This window comes from Flavobacterium frigidarium DSM 17623 (assembly GCF_000425505.1).
In the GTDB taxonomy this organism is placed as follows: Bacteria; Bacteroidota; Bacteroidia; order Flavobacteriales; family Flavobacteriaceae; genus Flavobacterium; species Flavobacterium frigidarium.
Genome location: NZ_AUDO01000001.1, coordinates 167,173 through 189,283 on the forward strand (window position 1 = coordinate 167,173; position 22,111 = coordinate 189,283).

General features: G+C 34.7%; 25 protein-coding genes and 1 riboswitch. Of the genes, 15 read left to right on the forward strand and 10 right to left on the reverse strand.

Features of this window, described 5'->3' with window-relative positions; genetic code table 11:
• Positions 1 to 25: 25 nt before the first annotated feature.
• A riboswitch (cobalamin riboswitch) is annotated at positions 26 to 236 on the reverse strand.
• 83 nt (positions 237 to 319) lie between these two features.
• Genes H603_RS0100780 through H603_RS0100790 form a run of 3 tightly spaced genes read left to right on the forward strand, consistent with a single transcriptional unit; the run spans position 320 to position 3,307 of the window.
• Positions 320 to 1,462 (forward strand): ABC transporter substrate-binding protein, encoded by a 1,143-nt coding sequence (locus H603_RS0100780; protein ID WP_026706792.1) that lies wholly within the window; start codon positions 320 to 322, stop codon positions 1,460 to 1,462.
• Position 1,463: 1 nt separating this feature from the next.
• Positions 1,464 to 2,495 carry a FecCD family ABC transporter permease gene (locus tag H603_RS0100785; protein WP_026706793.1) on the forward strand — a complete coding sequence of 344 codons (1,032 nt, stop codon included), beginning with the start codon at positions 1,464 to 1,466 and terminating at the stop codon, positions 2,493 to 2,495.
• Positions 2,496 to 2,527: 32 nt separating this feature from the next.
• The gene (locus H603_RS0100790; RefSeq protein ID WP_026706794.1) at positions 2,528 to 3,307 is read left to right on the forward strand and encodes an ABC transporter ATP-binding protein; all 780 of its coding nucleotides are present in this window, start codon (positions 2,528 to 2,530) and stop codon (positions 3,305 to 3,307) included.
• Between the two features lie 129 nt (positions 3,308 to 3,436).
• On the opposite strand, the gene H603_RS0100795 is transcribed toward H603_RS0100790, so the two are convergent.
• The gene (locus H603_RS0100795; protein ID WP_026706795.1) at positions 3,437 to 3,889 is read right to left on the reverse strand and encodes a tRNA (cytidine(34)-2'-O)-methyltransferase; all 453 of its coding nucleotides are present in this window, start codon (positions 3,887 to 3,889) and stop codon (positions 3,437 to 3,439) included.
• 24 nt (positions 3,890 to 3,913) lie between these two features.
• On the reverse strand, positions 3,914 to 4,486 hold the full coding sequence (locus H603_RS0100800) for a pseudouridine synthase (RefSeq protein ID WP_026706796.1): 573 nt from the start codon (positions 4,484 to 4,486) through the stop codon (positions 3,914 to 3,916).
• Between the two features lie 211 nt (positions 4,487 to 4,697).
• Here H603_RS0100800 and H603_RS0100805 point away from each other — a divergent pair, with 211 nt between their 5' ends.
• From H603_RS0100805 to H603_RS0100825, 5 genes are all read left to right on the forward strand, one after another.
• Positions 4,698 to 5,069 (forward strand): hypothetical protein, encoded by a 372-nt coding sequence (locus H603_RS0100805; RefSeq protein WP_026706797.1) that lies wholly within the window; start codon positions 4,698 to 4,700, stop codon positions 5,067 to 5,069.
• 211 nt (positions 5,070 to 5,280) lie between these two features.
• Positions 5,281 to 6,657: a DNA recombination protein RmuC gene (gene rmuC / locus H603_RS0100810; protein WP_026706798.1), complete on the forward strand. Its 1,377-nt coding sequence runs from the start codon at positions 5,281 to 5,283 to the stop codon at positions 6,655 to 6,657.
• 10 nt (positions 6,658 to 6,667) lie between these two features.
• On the forward strand, positions 6,668 to 7,033 hold the full coding sequence (locus H603_RS0100815; RefSeq protein ID WP_026706799.1) for a hypothetical protein: 366 nt from the start codon (positions 6,668 to 6,670) through the stop codon (positions 7,031 to 7,033).
• A gap of 2 nt (positions 7,034 to 7,035) precedes the next feature.
• Positions 7,036 to 7,584 carry an acyl-CoA thioesterase gene (locus tag H603_RS0100820; RefSeq protein WP_026706800.1) on the forward strand — a complete coding sequence of 183 codons (549 nt, stop codon included), beginning with the start codon at positions 7,036 to 7,038 and terminating at the stop codon, positions 7,582 to 7,584.
• 126 nt (positions 7,585 to 7,710) lie between these two features.
• The gene (locus tag H603_RS0100825; RefSeq protein WP_026706801.1) at positions 7,711 to 8,250 is read left to right on the forward strand and encodes a YceI family protein; all 540 of its coding nucleotides are present in this window, start codon (positions 7,711 to 7,713) and stop codon (positions 8,248 to 8,250) included.
• 6 nt (positions 8,251 to 8,256) lie between these two features.
• On the opposite strand, the gene H603_RS0100830 is transcribed toward H603_RS0100825, so the two are convergent.
• On the reverse strand, positions 8,257 to 9,165 hold the full coding sequence (locus tag H603_RS0100830) for a TIGR01777 family oxidoreductase (RefSeq protein ID WP_026706802.1): 909 nt from the start codon (positions 9,163 to 9,165) through the stop codon (positions 8,257 to 8,259).
• A gap of 108 nt (positions 9,166 to 9,273) precedes the next feature.
• Between H603_RS0100830 and H603_RS0100835 the strand changes: the two genes are divergently transcribed.
• The 6 genes from H603_RS0100835 to H603_RS0100860 are packed head-to-tail and all read left to right on the forward strand — an operon-like array spanning position 9,274 to position 14,285.
• Positions 9,274 to 9,933: a TetR family transcriptional regulator C-terminal domain-containing protein gene (locus tag H603_RS0100835; RefSeq protein WP_026706803.1), complete on the forward strand. Its 660-nt coding sequence runs from the start codon at positions 9,274 to 9,276 to the stop codon at positions 9,931 to 9,933.
• Positions 9,933 to 11,237 carry an ABC1 kinase family protein gene (locus H603_RS0100840; protein ID WP_026706804.1) on the forward strand — a complete coding sequence of 435 codons (1,305 nt, stop codon included), beginning with the start codon at positions 9,933 to 9,935 and terminating at the stop codon, positions 11,235 to 11,237. The genes H603_RS0100835 and H603_RS0100840 overlap by 1 nt, the downstream gene beginning before the upstream one ends.
• The gene (locus H603_RS0100845; protein ID WP_026706805.1) at positions 11,234 to 11,512 is read left to right on the forward strand and encodes a TIGR03643 family protein; all 279 of its coding nucleotides are present in this window, start codon (positions 11,234 to 11,236) and stop codon (positions 11,510 to 11,512) included. The genes H603_RS0100840 and H603_RS0100845 overlap by 4 nt, the downstream gene beginning before the upstream one ends.
• 21 nt (positions 11,513 to 11,533) lie before the next feature.
• Complete coding sequence (locus H603_RS0100850; RefSeq protein ID WP_026706806.1) at positions 11,534 to 12,217, forward strand: SDR family NAD(P)-dependent oxidoreductase; 684 nt, start codon at positions 11,534 to 11,536, stop codon at positions 12,215 to 12,217.
• A 38-nt stretch (positions 12,218 to 12,255) separates the two neighbouring features.
• A complete protein-coding gene (gene folE / locus H603_RS0100855; RefSeq protein WP_026706807.1) occupies positions 12,256 to 12,855 on the forward strand; it encodes a GTP cyclohydrolase I FolE in 600 nt (199 codons plus the stop codon).
• A gap of 11 nt (positions 12,856 to 12,866) precedes the next feature.
• The gene (locus H603_RS0100860) at positions 12,867 to 14,285 is read left to right on the forward strand and encodes an SDR family oxidoreductase (protein ID WP_026706808.1); all 1,419 of its coding nucleotides are present in this window, start codon (positions 12,867 to 12,869) and stop codon (positions 14,283 to 14,285) included.
• A gap of 236 nt (positions 14,286 to 14,521) precedes the next feature.
• Here the strand turns inward: H603_RS0100860 and H603_RS0100865 are convergent, their stop codons facing one another.
• The 7 genes from H603_RS0100865 to H603_RS0100900 form a co-directional block, all read right to left on the reverse strand.
• Positions 14,522 to 15,817 (reverse strand): cryptochrome/photolyase family protein, encoded by a 1,296-nt coding sequence (locus H603_RS0100865; protein ID WP_026706809.1) that lies wholly within the window; start codon positions 15,815 to 15,817, stop codon positions 14,522 to 14,524.
• Between the two features lie 2 nt (positions 15,818 to 15,819).
• Positions 15,820 to 16,281, reverse strand: a complete 462-nt coding sequence (locus tag H603_RS0100870; protein WP_026706810.1) for an SRPBCC family protein — start codon at positions 16,279 to 16,281, stop codon at positions 15,820 to 15,822.
• Between the two features lie 141 nt (positions 16,282 to 16,422).
• Positions 16,423 to 16,863: a sterol desaturase family protein gene (locus tag H603_RS0100880; protein WP_026706811.1), complete on the reverse strand. Its 441-nt coding sequence runs from the start codon at positions 16,861 to 16,863 to the stop codon at positions 16,423 to 16,425.
• A 47-nt stretch (positions 16,864 to 16,910) separates the two neighbouring features.
• Positions 16,911 to 17,750, reverse strand: a complete 840-nt coding sequence (locus H603_RS0100885) for a phytoene/squalene synthase family protein (protein ID WP_026706812.1) — start codon at positions 17,748 to 17,750, stop codon at positions 16,911 to 16,913.
• Between the two features lie 10 nt (positions 17,751 to 17,760).
• Positions 17,761 to 19,221 carry a phytoene desaturase family protein gene (locus tag H603_RS0100890; RefSeq protein WP_026706813.1) on the reverse strand — a complete coding sequence of 487 codons (1,461 nt, stop codon included), beginning with the start codon at positions 19,219 to 19,221 and terminating at the stop codon, positions 17,761 to 17,763.
• A gap of 36 nt (positions 19,222 to 19,257) precedes the next feature.
• The gene (locus H603_RS0100895) at positions 19,258 to 20,157 is read right to left on the reverse strand and encodes a MerR family transcriptional regulator (protein ID WP_035675113.1); all 900 of its coding nucleotides are present in this window, start codon (positions 20,155 to 20,157) and stop codon (positions 19,258 to 19,260) included.
• Between the two features lie 71 nt (positions 20,158 to 20,228).
• Positions 20,229 to 21,191 carry an ion channel gene (locus H603_RS0100900; RefSeq protein ID WP_026706815.1) on the reverse strand — a complete coding sequence of 321 codons (963 nt, stop codon included), beginning with the start codon at positions 21,189 to 21,191 and terminating at the stop codon, positions 20,229 to 20,231.
• Positions 21,192 to 21,412: 221 nt separating this feature from the next.
• On the opposite strand from H603_RS0100900, the gene H603_RS0100905 reads away from it, so the two are divergent.
• Complete coding sequence (locus H603_RS0100905; protein ID WP_026706816.1) at positions 21,413 to 22,096, forward strand: nitroreductase family protein; 684 nt, start codon at positions 21,413 to 21,415, stop codon at positions 22,094 to 22,096.
• The last annotated feature ends 15 nt before the right edge of the window (positions 22,097 to 22,111 follow it).

Sequence of the window (22,111 nt, forward strand, 5' to 3'; positions counted from 1 at the left end):
TGAACCTTTTTTCCCGAAAGCTCGATATTTGTTACGAAAAAAGGCAGGTCTCCTGGCTTGCGTCTTGTTGTTTACCTTCCCGAGTTTAGAAAAAAAATTTCCCTCTACTCAGTGGCTTTGTAGTTAACAACAAGCTTAATAGCTTACAGTTGCGGGAACAGCTTAGGTATTGAACCTAATTCCCTTTTAATGTGATTCAGAAAAGCTAAATCACAACCTTAATTCGGGTGCAAATATAGGTTTAACATTCGAATAAAAAATTAAATTTGATTTTTAAAAAGGATTAAATATACCTTTGTGAAATCAAAAACGCTATTTTATGAAATGGAATTCCGCGCATTTAAGTTTGCTTTTAGTCTTATTTATACTCTTTGGTTGTAAAAATCAAGAGGCAACTGAACAGCATGAAAATACAGCTGTAAAAAACGAAATTCAATATGCAAAAGGATTCGAAATTTATAAATACAATGGGTTTTCTATATTAAAAGTGACTCAGCCTTGGCCTAATGCCAAGAAGGCTTTTACTTATGTCCTAAAAGAGAAAAACACCATTGTCCCAGATAGTTTAAAGCAGTTTACTACTGTTACAATACCTATTCAATCGATCGTTGTTACGTCGACTACGCACATTCCTTCCTTAGAGATTTTAGGTGTCGAAAAAAGTTTGGTAGGCTTCCCTAATACTGATTACATCTCATCAGAAAAAACAAGAAAAAACATTGACGCGGGAAAGGTGCGCGAAGTTGGTAAAAACGAAAACTTAAATACTGAAGTTCTTATTGATCTTTCTCCAGAAGCTATCGTAGGTTTTGGTTTGAGCGACAGTAATCCTTCGCTAGATATTTTAGAAAAAAGTGGTTTAAAAGTGCTGTTCAATGGAGACTGGACCGAGCAATCCCCTTTAGGAAAAGCAGAATGGATTAAGTTTTTTGGTGCCCTTTACAACCTTGACGACAAAGCCAACACTACTTTTAACGAGATAGAAAAAGAATACAAACAAGCCATAGCTCTTGTAGAAAAAGTAGCTACAAAACCCACAGTAATGTCAGGAACAATGTATCAAGATCAATGGTATGTACCACAAGGGGAAAGCTGGGCGTCACTATTTTTAAAAGATGCCAAAGCCAATTACTTATGGTCTGATACTAAAGGAACTGGTGGATTGCCTTTACCTTTTGAAGTGGTATTAGAGAAAGCTCAAAAAGCCGATTTTTGGATTGCCCCTGGAGATTTTAGTTCGCTACAACAACTAGCAGATAGTAACCCCCATTACACCGAGTTTGAGGCTTTCAAAAATAAAAAAGTATATTCGTATGCTTTAAATAAAGGAGCAAAAGGAGGCATTGTTTTCTTCGAATGGTCTCCTACAAGACCTGACTGGGTTTTAAAAGATTTGATCAAAATTCTTCATCCTGAATTATTACCAAACTATACTACTCACTTTTACCAACAATTACAATAATTTGGAGGCAAATAAACGCAATAGCATTCTTTTTATAATTTTAATAGTAGCCGCTTTTGCGTTATTTATTATTAACATTAGCTTGGGATCGATAGCAATACCTTTAAAAGATGTTTTTAAAAGTATCACCGGCTCTATAGCCAGTAAAGAAACATGGCAATATATCATTGTCAATTACCGATTACCAAAAGCGATTACTGCTGTACTAGTAGGCATGGGACTTGCGACAAGCGGATTGCTAATGCAAACATTATTTAGAAACCCACTGGCAGGACCATACGTTTTAGGATTGAGTTCTGGAGCGAGTTTAGGTGTTGCAATGATTATTCTAGGAGCGTCGCTATTACCAGTTTCTGTGAGTGCCTTTTTATTATCATCTTATGGAATTGTACTTGCCTCCAGTTTGGGAAGCTTTCTTGTTTTACTCGCCGTATTGGCAGTCTCCTATCGCTTAAAAGATACGATGGCAATTTTAATCGTGGGATTAATGTTTGGCAGTTTAACGAGCGCCGTGGTAAACACGCTAACCTATTTTAGCACTGCTGAGGAATTACAAAAATTCACTTTTTGGTCTTTAGGAAGTTTGGGTAACCTATCTTGGACAGCCATTACAATACTTTTTATCGCTGTTTTAATTGGATTATCGCTAAGTCTTATTAGTATAAAATCATTAGACGCTTTACTTTTAGGTGAGAACTATGCTAAGAGTATGGGGCTAAATTATAAAAAGTCACGTTTACTTATTATACTTGCAACTAGTATTATGGCGGGAAGTATTACCGCCTTTGCAGGGCCTATTGCCTTTATAGGACTAGCAGTTCCTCATATTGCAAAACTCGTTTTCCAGACTAGTAATCACAAGATTTTATTTTGGAGCACAGTGCTTTTTGGGGCTATAATCATGCTAATTTGTGATAGTATTGCTCAAGTTCCAGGACAAGATTTTAGCCTACCTATCAATGCGGTCACTTCGCTATTTGGTGCACCTATCGTTATCTGGTTACTTGTTAGAAAGAAAAAAATGATGGGATAAGACGGCAACTATTTATTATTAAAAACTAAAGGATGGATTCCACTATTTTAAGCAGCTCAAATTTGAGCATTGGTTACAAATCTAAAAAAGACGAAATTGTCATTGCAAAAGATCTAAATTTAAATTTAGGTGCTGGCAAACTGACGGCTTTAATAGGTGCCAACGGAATAGGAAAATCAACTTTACTAAAGACACTTACTGGAATCCAAAAACCTTTGTCAGGAACCGTCCTTATTAATGGAGAGGATATTCACAAGATGAATCCTGCAGCTTTAGCATTGCACCTCAGCGTGGTTTTAACAGAGCGACTACCTCCAAGTAATCTATCCGTTTTTGAATTGGTTGCACTAGGTCGTCAGCCCTACACTAACTGGATAGGGACATTAAGTAAAATCGATATTGCAAAAATTAATGAAGCGATGGAGCGCAGTCAAATCACACATTTAGCTCATAAAAAGCATTACGAAATTAGTGATGGACAATTGCAAAAAGTATTAGTAGCAAGAGCATTGGCACAAGATTGTCCTATAATTGTACTGGACGAACCCACCACTCACCTTGATTTATTACACAAGGTTGCGTTGTTTAAATTGCTTAAAAAACTGACACAAGAAACTAATAAATGCATTTTATTTTCGACACATGATATCGATATGGCCATCCAACTTAGTGATGAAATGATCCTAATGACTCCCGAATCTATCACCCAAGACATGCCTTGTAATTTTATTGCTAATGGAAGTTTTAACCGACTTTTTAACGATGAAAACATTCTCTTTGATAATCAAAAAGGGAAGTTCATTATAAGCTAACTCTAATTTTAAGGAGCAATTTCCAGCTATACGCTATATCCTCAATGATAAAAGCTACGGCAAAATGCCTTGTTTTATAATATTGAGGGATGCCGCTGCTATCTGGGCTAGAGACCTGAGTGTATGAAATTATTTCAATGTAATTTGACGTTTTGCTTCTCCAATCACAAAAGCCACCGAATTTGCTATATTAAAACTTCTAATATTAGTCGACATGGGTATTTTTAAATGATTTTCAAATTGCGCTAATACTTCTTCACTCAATCCCTTACTTTCTTTCCCAAAAACCAACCAATCACCATCTTGAAATTCAATTTCTAAGTACGATTTCTCAGCATGCGAGCTCATTAAAAATACGCGTGATACATCTGGAATTTGCGATTTCCATTCGGCTACATTTTGATATTCGGTTACATCAAGGTGAACCCAATAATCCAAACCGGAACGTTTTAAATTTTTATCATTGATGACAAAACCAAAAGGATGCACTAAATGCAATTTACTTTCGGTACCTACACACAAACGACCTATGTTTCCGGTATTGTTAGGGATTTCCGGTTCTACTAATACTATGTTTAACATTTTTATCTATTTCTATATATTATTTTAAGAAGCATCAAAATTAGAAACTTGCAGCACTTCTCCAGCTTTTAAATCGTTTAAATATACGTTCCCAACACGCACACGAACAAGTCGCAAGGTTGGAAAACCAACAGCGGCAGTCATTTTACGCACTTGTCTAAATTTGCCTTCATTTGCCGTAATTGCAGCCCAAGAAGTGGGTCCGTGACGCTCATCACGAATTTTTTTTCCTCGCGGTCCAAAATCTGGAATTTCGGGAATCAAGCGCGCTTCACATTTCTTGGTCAGATATTTTCCACCATCAAAACCTATTTCGACTCCTTCTTTTATTTTAGAAATCGCTTCCTCAGTCATGACACCATCTACTTGAACGTAATATTCCTTCTCGACTTTTTTCGAACGAATAATTTCGCTCATTTTTCCATCGGTTGTTAGCAGTAATAAACCTTCTGAATCTTCATCAAGCCTTCCTATAGCCATCGTCCCTTCTGGAAAATCGTGCAACTCACCTAAAAGTTTTTTCTTCCTTTTTAATTCATAAATGAACTGGCTTAAATAACCATACGGTTTGTGTAGTATAAAATGTGAGTGTGCCATTTGTAAAAGCTGAGTAATTTTGAGGTGCAAAGATAGCGTTGTTTTGGCAGCAACAAAATCAACTTATTATTCGAATAAAATAAAAAAACAAAACGCTATGATAAGGTAGAGATCTCAAAATCAAAAAGTAATGAAGTCTTATAAGTTTTCCTTAAAAAGTCATAACATAGATTACGTAGTATTTAGGTAATTTTAAAATAAAAATTACATCATGGAAAATAAAAAAGCAAATCAAGATAAACAACAGCAAAACGAAGGATTCAGCAGTGATTATGTAGGTAAAGAGAAACCTTCAGAAAACCCGATGTTGAATAAAGAACTAGAAGTTGACGAAGACGGAAATGAGAAAGTGGTAGATCGCGCACGCAATGCCGATGGATCAGCTGCTTTGATTCGTGAGGAAGATCGCACTTGGAACGAAAATGAAAGCTTGAGTCGTGGCGTGGATACAGAAGAGGAAGCTATGAAAACGGTTGAAAATGAAGATTTAAACTCTGACATTACTGCAAAACGTTATCCTGCTTCTCATCCTGAAAATCATATCAATAGAGGGAATTCGAAGCTCAATGAAGATAAAGAATAAAATAACGATACGTTTATAACGTAGCGATAAAGCCTTAAAAGTGGTGTTTTAAAGTGAAAAGTTGGTTGCTCAATAATTTTGAGTGATCAACTTTTTTATTTTACTATTCTAAAATTAGGCATTAAAAATAGGATGTTTATAGTTTTTAAATGTTTCCTATGATAGCCATATATATTATCGCTATTTTTACTTTCGAATCAAAAAAATCAAAATGCCTACGCTGTTACCTTCATTTTTAATTTTATTTATTGTTGCACTAGCAATAGGAATCTTCATTGGAAAAATCATCGCTTCGAGCAAATCAAAATTAGAACAAACAAGTCTTCAAGAAAAATTACTAGCATTAAACACGGCTCATCAAGAATTAAAGGAGCAGAATAAAGCGGATAGAGCAATTTTAGAAAACAGAATTACGTTAGCTAATAGCGAAAAAGAAAGCATGCGAGATGAGAAAGATAGTTACGCCATGCATCTTTCTAAAAAGGAAGCCGACTTTGATAATTTGTGGGAACGGAATAAAGAACAGCGCGACGAAGTAGAGAAGTTGCAGTTGAAATTTACAAAGGAATTTGAAAATCTTGCAAACAAAATATTAGAAGAGAAATCAACTAAATTCACCGAGCAGAATAGCCAAAACATGAAAAATATCCTGTCACCACTGCAGGATAAAATTCAGTTATTTGAGAAAAAAGTAGAGGACACTCATAAGGAGAGTATTGATTACCATGCCGCTTTGCGCCAACAAATTTTAGGGCTTCAGGAAATGAATTTGCAAATGAGCAAGGAAACCATCAATTTAACCAAGGCATTGAAAGGTGATAGCAAAATGCAAGGAAATTGGGGTGAGTTAATTCTTGAACGTGTGCTGGAAAAATCTGGTTTAGAAAAAGGAAGAGAATACCATGTTCAACAGTCATTTACCGCTGAAGAAGGCAATCGCGTCTATCCTGATGTCGTAATCAATCTTCCTGATGGTAAAAAGATGATTGTCGATTCTAAAGTCTCTTTGACTGCTTATGAAAGATTTAGCAATGAAGAAGATGACGTTTTAAAACAGACCTATTTAAAAGATCACGTCATGTCTATTAGACGTCATGTTGAACAGCTTAGCAATAAAAACTATCATGATTTATACCAAATAGAGAGTCCAGATTTTGTGTTACTTTTTATCCCAATTGAGCCTGCTTTTGCTCTGGCTTTAAGCCAAGATTTTAATTTATATAACAGCGCTTTCGAAAAAAACATTGTAATTGTAACTCCTGCTACGCTACTGGCTACTTTGCGAACAATTGATAGTATGTGGACCAACCAAAAACAACAAGAAAACGCGTATGAAATCGCAAGACAAGCCGGTGCTTTATACGACAAGTTTGAAGGATTTGTGGGAGACTTGCTTAAAATAGGCAAGAAGATAGACGAGAGTAAATCAGAATACAGTAGTGCAATGAACAAGCTTGTAGAAGGAAAAGGAAACTTAATTACTAGCGTTGAAAAATTGAAGAAAATGGGTGCTAAAGCTAAGAAGGCTTTACCTGAAAAAGTGTTGCTGCAAGCTGAGGAAACAAATCAAGACCAAAACCAAAATTAAATTATATAAGATGAGAAGAATCATTGGGATTACAACAGCAATATTCATTCTAGCTATTGTTGGCTATTTTACAGTGACTTATTACGCAACGTATAGCGAGGGAACACGATCTGGTCACCTTATAAAAATTAGCCACAAGGGAATGCTTTTCAAAACATGGGAAGGAGAAATTAGTCAAGGACTATCAGGATCACAAATATTTTCGTTTTCTATACTCGACAAAGACAAGCAAGTAATAGCTGATTTGCAAGAAATGGAAGGTCAATATGTAAAATTAAGTTACATTGAGCGTTATAGAACATTTCCATGGTGGGGAGACACAAAATATTATGTCACGGCTGTGCGTAAAGAGAACTCACCTTTAAAATTTAATTAATTATGAATACTACTTTTAAAACAGTCGCTAGCTCAAATATTAGCATATCTGAATTAATGTTGCCTTCGCATACTAACTTTAGTGGAAAAATTCACGGAGGATATATATTATCATTACTGGATCAAATTGCGTTTGCATGTGCTTCAAAGTTTTGTGGTAATTATTGTGTAACTGCATCTGTAGACACGGTAAACTTTTTAAAACCTATCGAAGTAGGTGAACTAGTTACTATGAAAGCAAGTGTAAATTATGTGGGTAAAAGTTCCATGATCGTAGGAATTAGAGTGGAATCCGAAAATATACAAACAGGATACATCAAGCACTGTAATTCTTCTTATTTTACTATGGTCTCAAAAGATAAGGATGGTTCAAATGCTCGCGTTCCTGGCTTAGTACTTTCTAATTTGCAAGAGGTGCGCCGTTTTACCAATTGTTTAAAACAAATTTCGCTTAAAAAAGAAAAAGACCGTCACGAAGAAAATTTTAATTATAGTTCTATTGAAGCTTTGGCCAATTTAGAAAAATATAATGTCAGAATTGAATTGGGGTAATGGCATCAAAATATCGATTTTAGTGAGTTAAATAATATTTTAGATAAGAATAAAAGTATAGGTCGCTCTATAGCAGATAAATGCAACTTTTTTCGTAACTTTAAGAGAAGCTCAAAAGTAAAAGTTATGATAAAAAAACTACTCCTATTATTTATTCTCTTAGCAAATTCGATTTATGCACAGGAGCGACTTACAACTTCTAAAGGCGAAATAACCTTTGAAGCTTCGGTAGCTTTTTTTGAAGCAGTCGAAGCAAAAAACAACAATGTAATTTGCACACTTAATATCTCTCGTGGTCAAATCTATTTTACCGCCCATATAACTGATTTTCGTTTTGAAAGAAGCTTAATGGAGCAACACTTCAACGAAAATTATTTAGAGAGCAAACGGTATTCAAAAGCCGTATTTAAAGGTGTCATAGATAAATTTGACAGTAAAAATATCGACGCCACTGTAAGAAAACATTGGATCAGCGGAAAAATTACAATACATGGAAAGTCAAAAAGAATAAATGTCCCTGCTTTTATCACAAAAACAAAAGAAGGAATACTTATAAAATCTGACTTTTCCTTAAACACAGATGATTTCAATATCACAATTCCGTTTATGGTAAGAAGCAAAATTGCAAAAAAAGTAAATGTAGCCGTCATAGCTTCACTTAAATAAAATGTATTAGATTACTTTTCTTAATGCCTCTTCGATATCTGTAATCTTAAAGGTAAATCCTGTTTTCCTAATTTTTTCTGACGAAACTCTACGACCTGTCAAGACAATCTTTGACATTTGTCCCATACCCAATTTAATAATGGCAGCAGGAACATGAGGCAGCCACATTTTATAGCCATACACCGCTGCAAATGTTCTCGAGAATGCAATATTATCTGTGTCGTCTTGTATCGCGGCATTATAAGGTCCGCGAACAGTATCATCATTTATTGCTTTCAAATAGATTTCGCACAAATCATCTATATAAATCCAAGGCATGTATTGTTTGCCTGATCCTAATGGCGCGCCCAAACGATATTTAAAAATTGGTTTTAGTTTTTTAATTAAACCATCCCCCTCGCCTAACACAAGTCCCGTGCGAACTTTTACCGTCCGAATTCCTAATTGTCCAATAGTGTCAACGGCAGCTTCCCAAATTTGGCAAGTTCTTCCTAAAAAATCAGAAGCTGGTGGAGTTGATTCATTACATATAGCTTCTCCATTTACAGCACCATAAATACCAATCGCCGATGCCGATATAAAGGCACTAACCTTATGATTTTGCTTCGCCAGCACATTGCGAATTAATTTTATTGAGTCCTCTCTGCTAGCAACAATTGCTTTTTTACGTTTTTCTGTCCAACGTTCTCCCGCAATATTCTCACCAGCGAGATGAATGATGTAATCTGCGTTGTTGACCGCCGCATCTTCAATTGTTTGATTTTTTATATCCCATATATAATAGGATATGTCTTTTTTATTTTGTCGCTTGCTTCTACTTAATATAGACACACTGAAACCGTTACCTATTAAGAGAGCTGTTAAACTTCTACCTACGAAACCCGTACCTCCTGTAATTAAAACATTCTTTTTCATCTGCTTAAAATTTGAGCTTAAACAAATGTACAATTAATTTTGTTTAACTTTAACGTATTTTTGTTAAACAATTCATTATCTTTATACTCTCATTTAAAAACACAACCAATGGCTATTAAGAAAACGATGATAACAAAAGATAAAATAGTTTCACTTTATATGGAATATACTTTGGAACACAATGAAAAACCAAAATCAGTATACTTGTTTGCCAAGCAAAATAATTTTAGTGAAGCAGAATTCTATAGTTTTTTTGGCACCATAGAAAGCATAGAAAAGGAGATTTTTAAAATGTTCTTAGAAAAAACTGTTGCATTACTTCAAATGGATCCTAACTATCATGGATATGATATGAAGAGTAAGATGCTTAGCTTTTACTTTACTTTCTTTGAATTACTGACTGCAAATAGAAGTTATGTCTCACAAAGTTTAACTGCAGATAAAAATCAATTAAAGAATCTAAAACAACTTACAGGTCTGCGAGTGGCGTTTCTAGATTATGTCACTTCGATTATCTCAGATGAGTACCGCATCAAGCAAGAGAAACTACAAAAGATGCAAGAGAAAGCTTTACAAGAAAGCTCATGGATTCAATTTTTAATGACAATGAAGTTTTGGCTGGAAGATGATTCGGCTGCATTTGAAAAGACAGATATCTATATCGAAAAATCTGTGAAACTAAGTTTTGAACTGATGAATATTGCTCCAATTGATAGTTTAATCGATTTTGGGAAATTCATGTTTAAAGAAAAAATACAAAATAGATAATGAAAACAATAGACTATATACCTACCTCTAAAATTGAAAGAGCAACAAAACTAGTTCAAACTGGAGCAAAAGTGGGCGTGAATTATTTAAAGTATTATGGAGAAAAAATGGTCAACAGTGACCTAACTCGTGATAAATTAAATGAAGATAACGCCGAAGACATTTACGATGGATTGAAAAGCTTGAAAGGAAGTGCTTTAAAAGTTGCACAAATGCTAAGCATGGATAAAAGTTTTTTACCACAAGCATATGTGGAGAAATTTTCGTTGTCCCAGTTTTCAGTGCCACCTTTGTCTGCACCTCTAGTTTTAAAAACGTTCAAATCTAATTTAGGAAAAACACCTTACGAAATCTTTGATGAGTTTAATGCTACCTCTGTCAACGCAGCAAGTATTGGGCAAGTGCACCTTGCTGTAAAAGATGGAAAGAAATTAGCAGTTAAAATTCAGTATCCAGGTGTGGCAAACAGTATCTCATCTGACCTGGCTTTGGTTAAGCCTATTGCAATTCGTATGTTCAATTTGCAAGGAAAAGATTCTGACAAATACTTTAAGGAAGTTGAAGATAAGTTAATCGAAGAGACTAACTATATATTAGAATTAGAACAAAGCCAAGCTGTAGTTGCTGCTTGTAACCAAATTGAAAACCTGACTTTCCCTAATTATTATCCAGAATATTCATCTGAGAAAATAATCACGATGGACTGGATGACCGGTGTACATTTGTCAGAGTTTAAAAATAATGATCCCGCTGTAGCCAATAAACTAGGGCAAGCATTATGGGATTTTTATATGTACCAGATTCATATTTTAAAGAAAGTACATGCTGATCCGCATCCAGGAAATTTTTTGGTAAATGAAAATAAAGAGTTGGTTGCACTCGATTTTGGATGCATGAAAACGATCCCCAATGAATTCTACATTCCGTATTTTGAATTAATTGACCCGAAAGTAATCAACGACCCAAAAATTTTTAGCGATAAATTATTCGAATTAGAAATTTTAAGAAAAGATGATACTGCGGAGGAAGTAACTTACTTCACCCAAATGTTTCATGATTTACTTTCACTTTTCACAATGCCATTTCAAGAAGAAACCTTTGATTTTTCAAACGAGGTGTTTTTCGAAAATATTGCAAAACTAGGAGAGCGTTTCGCTAACGATACGAATCTTAAAAAAATGAATGGTAATCGTGGATCGAAACATTTTATATACATGAACCGAACATTTTTTGGACTTTACAATTTAATGTTTGATTTAAAAGCAAAGATTGTTGTAAGTCAATATACAAAATACAAAGCATGAAACTAGAATTAACTGATTTAGAAAAAGATCGAATTATTGAAATGGCGTGGGAAGACCGCACCACATTTGAGGCTATCCAAATGCAGTTTGGTATAAAAGAACAAGAAGTCATTGATTTAATGCGCCTCGAAATGAAACCTTCAAGTTTTAGAATGTGGAGAGCGCGAGTTCAGGGCAGGAAAACCAAGCATGAAAAATTACGCACTTTTGATGAAGGTAGATTCAAATGCAGCCGTCAAAGACAAATAAATAACAATAAAATTTCGAAGAGATAATAATTATATTTTACCCATAAGATGAAGAACATTTTAATCGTAGGAGGAAGTAAAGGAATAGGAAATGCCATTTTGCTACAGCAGTTAGAGCAAAACAAAGTGTACAATATAAGTAGAAATGCTCCAGAAGTAACGCATGATAATTTGGTGCATTTTTCTCTAAATGTTTTAGAGGATGCGCTACCAGAAATTGAATTAATAGACACTATAATTTATTGTCCTGGATCGATAAATTTAAAACCCATTGGTAGTTTGAGTATTGACGATTTTAGAAACGATTTTGAAATCAACGTTATTGGGGCTGTAAAAGTAATTCAGAAATATTTAGCCACTTTAAAGAAAGGAACAAATCCTTCAATAGTATTGTTTAGCACGGTAGCAGCAAAACTAGGGATGCCTTTTCACGCTAGCATTGCGACTGCCAAAGCTGGAGTTGAGGGATTGGTAAAATCATTAGGTGCTGAGCTAGCTAGTGCGGTACGTATAAACGCCATTGCTCCTACAATTACAGACACAACATTGGCCGCGGGAATTTTGCGTAACGATCGAATGAAAGAAAATATGGTGGAACGTCACCCTATGAAAGGATACCTGCAAGCTACTGAAGTTGCAGGAATGGCTGACTTCTTAATTTCTGATAAAGCAAAATCTATTTCAGGTCAAGTATTCGAAATGGACTACGGCATTGTATCATTCAAAATATAAATAATAATTATACCACTTTTTAAAAGTGATCAGCGAACATGAAAAACTACGAAAAAAAGGAATTATACAATACAGAAGCAACAACAGCAATAGCGGAAAATTACAGAAAAATAATCACAGGCATAGGTGAAGATGTCACAAGAGAAGGACTAGAAAAAACTCCAGAGCGAGCAGCAAAAGCGATGCAGTTTTTAACGCATGGTTACGACTTAGATCCGTTAGAAATATTAAAGTCAGCTTTGTTTACAGAGGACCATAGCCAAATGATCGTAGTAAAAAACATTGAGGTTTACTCAATGTGTGAACACCATATGCTGCCCTTTTTTGGGAAAGCTCACGTTGCCTACATACCAAATGGTAAGATCGTTGGTTTGAGTAAAATACCTAGGATTGTCGACGCTTATGCACGAAGAATGCAAGTTCAAGAAAGACTTACTGACCAAATTAAAGATTGCATTGAGGAAGCGCTACAGCCACTTGGAGTTGCAGTAGTTATCGAGGCGCAACACATGTGCATGCAGATGAGAGGTATCGAAAAACAAAACTCATTTACAACTACATCCTCTTTTACTGGTGCTTTTGAAAAAAATAAGACTAGAAAAGAATTTATAAGCTTAATTTCGAGTAAATTGAGTTAAAAAACTACTATATGAAAATTCTCTTAACAGGCGCAACAGGTTACATCGGAAAAAGACTTTTACCTATCCTTGTTAATCAAGGTCACGATTTAATTTGTTGCGTTAGAGATAAAAATAGATTCTACATTCCCTTAGAATATGCAGATAGTATTACCGTAATAGAAGTTGATTTTTTGAAAAAAGAGACTCTTGACACTATTCCTTCAAACATTGATGCTGCCTATTACTTGATACACTCCATGGCAGGCTCAGCATCAAATTATGATGAACTTGAAAAAACTTCGGCAGAGAATTTTGTTTCTAAAATAAATACTACACAAGCACAACAAGTCATTTATCTTAGCGGTATCATCAACGACGACTCATTATCTAAACATTTATCTTCTCGTAAAAAAGTTGAAGAAGTTCTCAGTACTGGTTCTTATGCTATGACCACATTGCGTGCGGGCATAATTGTGGGATCTGGTAGCGCTTCCTTCGAAATCATAAGAGACCTAGTTAACAAACTTCCTGTGATGATCACGCCAAAATGGTTAAATACAAGATGCCAACCTATCGCAATAAATGATGTATTAGAATTTCTATCTAAATCATTATTAAACTCAAAAGTCTACAACCAAAGTTTTGATATAGGCGGACCAAATATTCTAACTTACAAAGAGATGTTATTGGCATTTGCCAAAGCAAAAAAATTAAAGAGATGGATTTTTACCGTGCCTGTTATGACCCCCAAACTCTCTTCTTATTGGTTGTACTTCGTTACATCTACTTCTTACAAACTCGCTGCAGCATTAGTCAGTAGCATGAAAGTTGAGGTAGTTTGTCGCGATACAAAAATCAATCAAATATTGAACGTAACTCCCATGACGTATGATATGGCATTATCGCGTGCTTTATTAAAAGTACAAGAAAATAATGTGCTCTCAAGTTGGAAGGATTCCTTAGTAAGCGGTCGTTTCAAGACGAATATTTCCGCCTATTTGAAAGTACCTAAAAAAGATTGCTTTATTGATCGAAGAAAAAAAGAAATTATAGATCGTGATTTTACTATAAACCAAATCTGGTCTATTGGTGGTGAAACGGGGTGGTATTATGGAGATTGGCTATGGGATTTACGCGGCTTTATCGATAAACTTTATGGCGGTGTGGGTTCTCGCAGAGGGCGAACAAACAAACACACTATTCATGCCGGTGATGCACTAGACTTTTGGCGCGTTTTATATGCCAATAAAGAAGAAGGCAAACTGATTCTCTTTGCCGAGATGAAACTCCCAGGTGAAGCTTGGTTAGAGTTTAAAATCATTGGCAACACCTTGTATCAGTCAGCAACTTTTAAACCGCGTGGTATGTGGGGGAAATTATATTGGTACGCCGTTTTACCTTTCCACGGATTTATCTTTGAGGGAATGTTGAGCAAATTAATCAAGTAATTTATTTTAGGAGCTTTTTCCCGCTATCCGCTATATCTTTTCTTTTTTAAAAATAAAAAATAAATGGATGCCGCTACTATCTGGGCTAGAAGTTTAGTATTTGCAAGACAGCATTTTCTTAAATCCAGCATTACTTTACGACATAAAAAAACCAATAAAAAATGAAGTTCATTAAGTGCTACACCTAACTATACTCAATTTTTTAATGGTATATCAGTATTCGATAAAAATAAAATCTATTTGACTATTCCTTCTTTATATGTCGCGATTGCTCTTTCTCTTGCCATAGCGTGCTCTACCATAGGTTCGTTATATCCCAAATCAAATTCAGGAATCCATTGACGGATGTAAACTCCTTTTCCATCAAACTTCTTTAATTGTATTTCCGGATTAAAAACCCTGAAATAAGGCGCGGCGTCACAGCCGGTACCTGCAGCCCATTGCCAATTACCAACATTAGCCGATAGATCATAATCTAACAACTTTTCGGCAAAATAAGCCTCACCCCATTGCCATTGTATCAACAGGTGTTTGCATAAAAAACTAGCAACGACCATTCGCACACGATTGTGCATATAACCCGTTTCATTCAATTGTCGCATACCGGCATCAATCATAGGATAACCAGTTTCTCCTTTGCACCACTTTTTAAATTCAGCCTCGTTATTGCGCCACTTGATCCCATCGTATGCTGATTTAAAATTATCGGTCATCACTTTAGGGAAGTTAAAAAGAATTTGCATAAAAAATTCTCTCCATATCAATTCACTTAAAAAAACAGCATTCTTTTTGTTAGCCCAAGTTACCAATTTTCGTGTACTTACTGTTCCAAAACGCAAGTGCGGAGAAAGATAAGATGTACTGTCTAAGGCTGGAAAATCTCTAGTTTCTCCGTAATTTGAAATCTTAGTTAAATTGTGTGGTTTAACTACTATTTTGCTTTCTTCAAAACCAATATCTTCGAGTGTGGGAAATTTAAAATTAGAAGGATAAAATTTGGAAAATTGCTTTTTCTCACTGTACCCTGGAAATGCACCATTTTCTTTAAATTTATCCAACCACTTATTTTTAAAAGGGGTGTAAATAGTATACGGTAAACCATCTGCTTTTGTAATTTCAAGCTCTTCAAATATTACTTGATCCTTAAAAGCATATACCTCAGCGTTATTTTTCTTAGCTAGGTCAGTAATTTTTTGGTCTCTTTTTATAGCATACGGCTCATAATCTTTATTATAGAAAACGCCTTGAATATCAAATTCTTCAAACAGTGATTTCCATACGGCTAATGTCTCTCCATTTTTGACTAATAGAGAACTTTTTACCACATTTAAATCGGTATTAATTTTATTTAGAGTTTGGTGTATAAAAGTAACGCGAGCATCATTTTTTGCCAAGCTATCTAAGATTGCAGTATCAAATATAAATAGTGGAATAACTGGATAATCAATCTCTAAAGCGTGAAAAAGTCCAACATTATCTTCTAATCGCAAATCACGACGAAACCAAAAAAAAACGACTTTTTGTTTACTCATTATTATTTCCCGTTAAAAAGTTTGTCTACCATTTTCTCTCTGTGTGCAAAGATTTCATTTAGCTTTCCCTCTACTACTAAACTATTCATAATACGTCCTAAAAATCCTAAAGGCAAGCCGTAATGCACCACATCAGTCATTTTTACCCCTTGAGGTGTAGATTCAAAAAAATGTTTGTGATGCCAAAAAGAGTATGGACCAAAACGTTGCTCATCGATAAAATAACTATTTTCTTTAACCATAGTAATTTCTGTAGTCCAAGCTATTTTAACTCCCGCTAGTGGCGTTACTTTGTATTGTATAATTTGGCCTGGATACATCTTTTTTCCATCAAAATCAGTGATTTTAAAACCCATGCTTTCCGGAGTAATCTTTTGCAAATTTTGCGGACTTGAAAAAAAAGCCCAACACTCTTCTAAGCTCGCATTTACATACTGTACCGATTCTTTTTTGTAAAGCTTCATGATATCGTTCTTTAAAAATGAGATTTATTTGCAGTTTTTACTGCGTGAGGGATTGCAGGCGATATCCGCGCAGCGTAGAGATAAAGCCGTAAAGCCCGACCCTTCCCGATTTTTATCGGGATGGGGCACGCCAAAATTATATTACATTTTGTAGTATTTGAAAGGCACAAACAACATTCCAAAACACTCACCGTGCTCTTTACCTAAATGTTTGTGATGTACTTTATGGGCTTTTCTAAGTCCGATTAAGTACTTGTTTTTAGTGTTTTTAAACCACTTGAAACGCTGATGAATTAAAACATCGTGAATCATAAAATAACACATTCCATAAGCTGTAATTCCCAATCCTATGAAGAATAAATAATTCGTTCCGCCTTGAACTCCATAGTAAAAAAGAACAATGCTAGGTATGGCAAAAATGACGAAGAAAATGTCATTTCGCTCAAATGGATGTGCGTATTTTGGTTGGTGGTGATCTTCATGAAAGTACCACATTAAACCGTGCATAATGTATTTGTGTGTAAGCCAAGTTACACATTCCATAACCAAGAAAACGCTAATGAAAATTAAAAAGGAAATCATTGTGCTGTATTTTAATATTTTTTAATCAGTTAATTTGGTTTTGATTACTAAACTAATCTCAATTTGTAAGTTACAAATGATTGTGCAAGTAATCCGGCTTTGGTATAATTAGAAACTCGAATTCTAGCATTACCTATCTCGTGACAAGGCGTTTTTGCTAATTTTTTCAACAATTTTCTATAATAAACATAGGCAGTATAAACGCCAAATTTTGCTTCGATTGGTAGCTTTTTAATTCCTTCATAAGCTACTCTAAAATCTTCCTCAATTTCAGCAATAATTTGTGCTTTTGCTTTTTCGTCGAAGGAATTTAAATCAACTCCAGGAAAATAGTTCCTGTTTAAAACTAAATTATCGTCTTTTAAATCTCTTAAAAAATTCACTTTTTGGAAAGCAGAACCCAATCGCATTGCTTCACCTTTTAACTGTTCGTAACGCGTGTTGTTTCCTTTTACAAAGACTTTTAAACACATTAATCCCACGACATCTGCCGAGCCATAAATGTAATCATCGTATTCCTCTTTGCTATTATAATCAGACTTTATTAAATCTAATTTCATACTTTTTAAAAAAGCTTGAATAAGGTCGTCAGAGATATTGTTTTCTTTTACCGTAAACTGAAAAGAATTCAAAATAGGATTCAAACTAATACCCGATTTATAGGCTTTATAATATTCTTTTTCGAAATCGTTTATTAATTCTTCTTTATCAAATCCGTGAAAGGTATCCACAATCTCATCAGCAAAACGAACGAATCCATAAATGCTATAGATAGCGTCTCGTATGCTTGGTGAAAGCATATATACTGCCGAAGAAAAAGACGTACTATAGTTTTTTGTTACTAGTTTACTACACTTAAAAGATACATCGTCAAATAACTGCTTCATAATTATTGTTCTAAGATTGCTTATTTATTAAATCTGAAACTAATTTTCCAGATATTAAAGCCGGAGGAACCCCAGGTCCTGGCACGGTTAATTGTCCTGTAAAAAATAAATTTTCTACTTTTTTACTTTTAAGCTTCGGCCTTAAAAAGGCCGTTTGAAAAAGTGTATTTGCCATTCCGTAGGCATTTCCTTTATAAGAATTGTATTCTGTAACAAAATCATTCTTGCAGAAGGAACGTTTAAATATAATATTATTTCTAACACTTTGCTGTGTTAAAGTTTCAAAACGAGTAATTATTTTATCAAAATACTCTTCCCTTAATGCTTCTGTATCAGTAATTCCAGGTGCCAATGGCACTAAGAAAAATCCAGATTCCATTCCCTCGGGCGCAGCAGACTTATCTGTAAGCGATGGGAAGTTAGCATAAAACAATGGCTCTTTTGGCCATCTTGGTTCATCATAAATATCCTTGGCATGTTGCTGAAAATCGACATCAAAAAACAAGGCGTGATGCGATATATTTTCAACTTTCTTGTCAAAACCTACATAAAATAACAGTGAAGAAGGTGCAAACACGCGACTTTCCCAATATTTTTCAGAGTATGCTCTGTGTTCTAAATCTAATAAGGTTTCTGTATGGTGATAATCAGCACCACTTAAAACGATATCCGAATCAATTCTTTTGCCATTAACTACAACTGCCATTGCTTTTTTATTTTCGACAATAATCTTATCAATACTCGCTTTGACTTGAAATTTCACTCCCAATTCTCTAGCTAGATTTTCCATAGCACGAACCACATCAAACATTCCTGTTTTAGGATGCCAAGTTCCTAGTCCAAAATCAGCATAATTCATAAAACTATAAAACGAAGGTGTATCAGAAGGCTTCGCTCCTAAAAACAATACCGGAAATTCTAAAATTTGAATTAGCTGTTCGTTCTTAAATTTCTTGCGGATGTCTTTACTAATATTGCTAAAAAACTGTCCTACCTTTTTAGCAGTCTCCACCGTTACTAATTCTAACGGAGAAACTCCTGGACGGTAAACTAAATCCTTAATAGCAATATTGTAATTGCTTTGCGCTTCCATCATGAAATCGTGCAGAATTTTACCACTGCCTTTTTCAATTTTTTCAAAGGTTACCTCAATCTCTGGCAAATTATCAGCGATGGCAATAAAATCATCAACACCATAATATACGCGATACGCGGGAGAAAGTTTTACCAACTCGTAATAATCAGTTGTTTTTTTTCCAAAGTCAGCAAAAAAGCGATCGAAAACATCAGGCATCCAGTACCAACTTGGTCCCATGTCAAACGTAAAACCATCACTATTTAATTGTCTTGCACGACCGCCTATAGAATCGTTTTTTTCAAATACGGTTACATCGTGTCCGCTTTGTGCCAAGTAACAAGAGGCAGCCAAAGCTGAGAATCCTGAACCTATAATTGTAATTTTCTTTTTCATTTGTTTAGCAAATATACAAATTGTTTAAACAAAACATTAAAGTTCGTTCACTAATTCTGTTATTGAATTGAACGTACTCACATTTTCATGAACTATTTCTTTGTTTATAAATTCGACCATTCGACCAATATACCACAATTGTGTGCTATCATCTAACAGTTCTTCAGTCATTTGTGACACATACTCATCTACAGCACTACGATCTGGCTGCACGGTTAAGTAGGAAATAAAAGTAATCGTATTGAAATGTTTTTTAAGGTCTTTTAAATTTTCGATAGGCATGCTTTCACCAAGATAAATTACCTTAAATCCTTTCAGTAATATTTCGTAATTAATGTACATCAATCCCAATTCATGAATTTCGTTCATGGGTAACGACAATACAAAAACACGCTCTAAACGAGTCGCAGCTTGAGTTTGTAATTTCTCTATATTAACAACTAATTTTTGTTTGATAAGGTAGCTCATAAAATGTTCATGAGCTGGAGAAATAGTATCTGTTTGCCAGAGGACACCTACTTCATTCATCAACGGAATAAAAACTTGATGAAAGACCTCTTTGAAAGGCTTCTCGGCTATTAACCAATCGTAAGTGTTAAAAAATAGCTCTTGATCAAAATTCATCATTGCCATCTTAAAAGCACTGATAGCGTGATTTTTAGCATTTTTAGAAGAAGTAATTTGTTTTACTAAAACTGGAATATCTTCCTCCTTATACGCTGCAATCTTAGATATCTTGTAGCCATATTCATGAAGTAAAGTAATATTTAAAAGTTTTTGCAAGCTCGCTAAATCATACAAACGTATATTTGTATCAGTACGCATAGGTTCTAATACATTGTATCTCTTTTCCCAGATTCGAATAGTATGCGCCTTTATACCAGAGAGATTTTCTAAATCTTTAATGCTAAAAACGTTTTTTATATTGTTTATCATTTTTGAATATTTGATAAACAAATGTAAACGAAATTATGGTATAAACGACTATTTTTGGTAAAAATATTCGTTTACATCAAAGCAACTTTGTCAAATAAATTTAATTTATCAAGATTTAGAACAGTTTTAGAGTTGTCTGTACTTCGTGTATACATAGAGACAAACTTTGCTCCATAGATGACTTCTTCAAAAGTATAAGATGTCCTAGTAGCCACTGTGGCGCTAAACATATCATCAAAGGTTTTAATAAAAACGAGAATTTCACCGTGAATTTCGTTAAAGTCTTTTTGATCAAATTGAAACAACGGACTCTCTTCGGTTATGGGATGTACTAAAGTCCAGCTCAACGACAAGGCGCTGATTTTGTTTAACTCTAAATCCAATTGATAAAACTTATTTGCCATTATTCCATTTTCCATAACACTCATTCCTAATGTCATTTGCGCTTCGGCATCTGTAAAGTTGGTATTCTTAAAAGGCGATAGTCGAACCATCAAAGCAGTTCCTTCACCATAAGGAGCAATGATTGCATTATGAGAAAATTTTAAAAATGCGGTAGGCTTACTAAAACGCCCAAAGAATAATCCCGTTGCAATAGCAAAACTTAAAAGTCCCATCAAAGCTTCGGCAGCAGAAAGTGCACTTGTTAAAAAACCTGTGGGACTTATGTGTCCGTATCCTACCGTTGTAAATGTTTGCGCACTAAAAAAATAGGCTTGCCCAAATTGCACAATTTCACTATCTGATGCAGCAATACCATCGAGATGCTCCATTCCTATTCCGTAATAAATGCTCGCAAAAATAAAATTGATGGTGATGTAAAACAATAGAATGATTCCCATAAACCGCCATCTGGGCATATCAATCATTGTATGGTACCAGCTTATTCGATTAAAAACATGCATGCCAACCTTCTCCACATTTGCCTTACCGTTTTTATTAATAAAGCGTCCGCCGTAATTACTAGAATTCGTTCCAAAACCTGAATTTTTATCCGCAATTGCTTTATTGTTTACTCCTTCTTGTGCTGCCATATTACGTACTTATTACGGAGTAAAATTAGACAAAAATGATTTGTAAATTTTATATGCTGTTATTAGGGTGAACATTTCGAACAAAAATTATACTCTAATTCACACTCTCATCCTAATTTACTAGATGATTAGAACTTGCAATCGAGAAAATTTACCTTCTTTAAAAAGCTATTATAAATCCGATAATATGGTTATATTTGAAATTGTAAAAAAATAATTTTATGCCTGAAACTAAATTAATCGATGGTTATCCTTATGTAAAATATGAGAAACCAGTACTATCTGATGCAAAATCAATTGCACTATCTCAGTCCTTTTATGAAATAATGGATACGCGAAGATCAGTAAGAGAATTTTCTGATCAGGTTGTTCCTAGAGAAGTAATCGAAAATATTATAAAAACTGCTTCGACAGCACCATCAGGAGCACATAAGCAACCTTGGACCTTTTGTGTAATCGGAAATCCCGAAATTAAAAAGCAAATAAGAATTGCTGCTGAAGAGGAAGAATATGCAAGTTATGAAAGCAGAATGTCTGATGAATGGCTAAACGACTTGAAACCTCTAGGCACAGATTGGAAGAAGCCTTTTCTCGAAATCGCTCCTTATTTAATTGTGGTATTTAGAAGGATTTACGAATTTGGACCAGAAGGTAAAAAGAAGAACAACTACTATGTTCAAGAAAGTGTGGGGCTAGCAGGCGGTTTTTTACTAGCGGCAATTCACAATGCAGGATTGGTATCACTAACTCACACACCAAGTCCGATGAATTTTTTAACGAAGCTTTTAGAACGTCCTGAAAATGAGAAACCTTTTCTATTAATTCCCGTAGGTTATCCTGCTGAAGATTGTTGGGTTCCTGATTTAGATAGAAAAGAATTAGCGGAAATAGCAAAGTTCTATTGAGATAAATTGCAATTT

What these genes read in the sequence shown, in the direction of transcription:
- H603_RS0100805 (WP_026706797.1), top strand. Translation starts at nt 4,698, where the DNA reads ATGGAAAATAAAAAAGCAAATCAAGATAAACAACAGCAAAACGAAGGA.
- H603_RS0100830 (WP_026706802.1), bottom strand. Translation starts at nt 9,165, where the DNA reads ATGAAAAAGAATGTTTTAATTACAGGAGGTACGGGTTTCGTAGGTAGA.
- H603_RS0100860 (WP_026706808.1), top strand. Translation starts at nt 12,867, where the DNA reads ATGAAAATTCTCTTAACAGGCGCAACAGGTTACATCGGAAAAAGACTT.
- H603_RS0100820 (WP_026706800.1), top strand. Translation starts at nt 7,036, where the DNA reads ATGAATACTACTTTTAAAACAGTCGCTAGCTCAAATATTAGCATATCT.
- H603_RS0100850 (WP_026706806.1), top strand. Translation starts at nt 11,534, where the DNA reads ATGAAGAACATTTTAATCGTAGGAGGAAGTAAAGGAATAGGAAATGCC.
- H603_RS0100825 (WP_026706801.1), top strand. Translation starts at nt 7,711, where the DNA reads ATGATAAAAAAACTACTCCTATTATTTATTCTCTTAGCAAATTCGATT.
- H603_RS0100795 (WP_026706795.1), bottom strand. Translation starts at nt 3,889, where the DNA reads ATGTTAAACATAGTATTAGTAGAACCGGAAATCCCTAACAATACCGGA.
- H603_RS0100800 (WP_026706796.1), bottom strand. Translation starts at nt 4,486, where the DNA reads ATGGCACACTCACATTTTATACTACACAAACCGTATGGTTATTTAAGC.
- H603_RS0100880 (WP_026706811.1), bottom strand. Translation starts at nt 16,863, where the DNA reads ATGATTTCCTTTTTAATTTTCATTAGCGTTTTCTTGGTTATGGAATGT.
- H603_RS0100905 (WP_026706816.1), top strand. Translation starts at nt 21,413, where the DNA reads ATGCCTGAAACTAAATTAATCGATGGTTATCCTTATGTAAAATATGAG.
- H603_RS0100885 (WP_026706812.1), bottom strand. Translation starts at nt 17,750, where the DNA reads ATGAAGCAGTTATTTGACGATGTATCTTTTAAGTGTAGTAAACTAGTA.
- H603_RS0100845 (WP_026706805.1), top strand. Translation starts at nt 11,234, where the DNA reads ATGAAACTAGAATTAACTGATTTAGAAAAAGATCGAATTATTGAAATG.
- H603_RS0100870 (WP_026706810.1), bottom strand. Translation starts at nt 16,281, where the DNA reads ATGAAGCTTTACAAAAAAGAATCGGTACAGTATGTAAATGCGAGCTTA.
- H603_RS0100895 (WP_035675113.1), bottom strand. Translation starts at nt 20,157, where the DNA reads ATGATAAACAATATAAAAAACGTTTTTAGCATTAAAGATTTAGAAAAT.
- H603_RS0100865 (WP_026706809.1), bottom strand. Translation starts at nt 15,817, where the DNA reads ATGAGTAAACAAAAAGTCGTTTTTTTTTGGTTTCGTCGTGATTTGCGA.
- H603_RS0100815 (WP_026706799.1), top strand. Translation starts at nt 6,668, where the DNA reads ATGAGAAGAATCATTGGGATTACAACAGCAATATTCATTCTAGCTATT.
- rmuC (WP_026706798.1), top strand. Translation starts at nt 5,281, where the DNA reads ATGCCTACGCTGTTACCTTCATTTTTAATTTTATTTATTGTTGCACTA.
- H603_RS0100840 (WP_026706804.1), top strand. Translation starts at nt 9,933, where the DNA reads ATGAAAACAATAGACTATATACCTACCTCTAAAATTGAAAGAGCAACA.
- H603_RS0100790 (WP_026706794.1), top strand. Translation starts at nt 2,528, where the DNA reads ATGGATTCCACTATTTTAAGCAGCTCAAATTTGAGCATTGGTTACAAA.
- H603_RS0100835 (WP_026706803.1), top strand. Translation starts at nt 9,274, where the DNA reads ATGGCTATTAAGAAAACGATGATAACAAAAGATAAAATAGTTTCACTT.
- folE (WP_026706807.1), top strand. Translation starts at nt 12,256, where the DNA reads ATGAAAAACTACGAAAAAAAGGAATTATACAATACAGAAGCAACAACA.
- H603_RS0100780 (WP_026706792.1), top strand. Translation starts at nt 320, where the DNA reads ATGAAATGGAATTCCGCGCATTTAAGTTTGCTTTTAGTCTTATTTATA.
- H603_RS0100890 (WP_026706813.1), bottom strand. Translation starts at nt 19,221, where the DNA reads ATGAAAAAGAAAATTACAATTATAGGTTCAGGATTCTCAGCTTTGGCT.
- H603_RS0100900 (WP_026706815.1), bottom strand. Translation starts at nt 21,191, where the DNA reads ATGGCAGCACAAGAAGGAGTAAACAATAAAGCAATTGCGGATAAAAAT.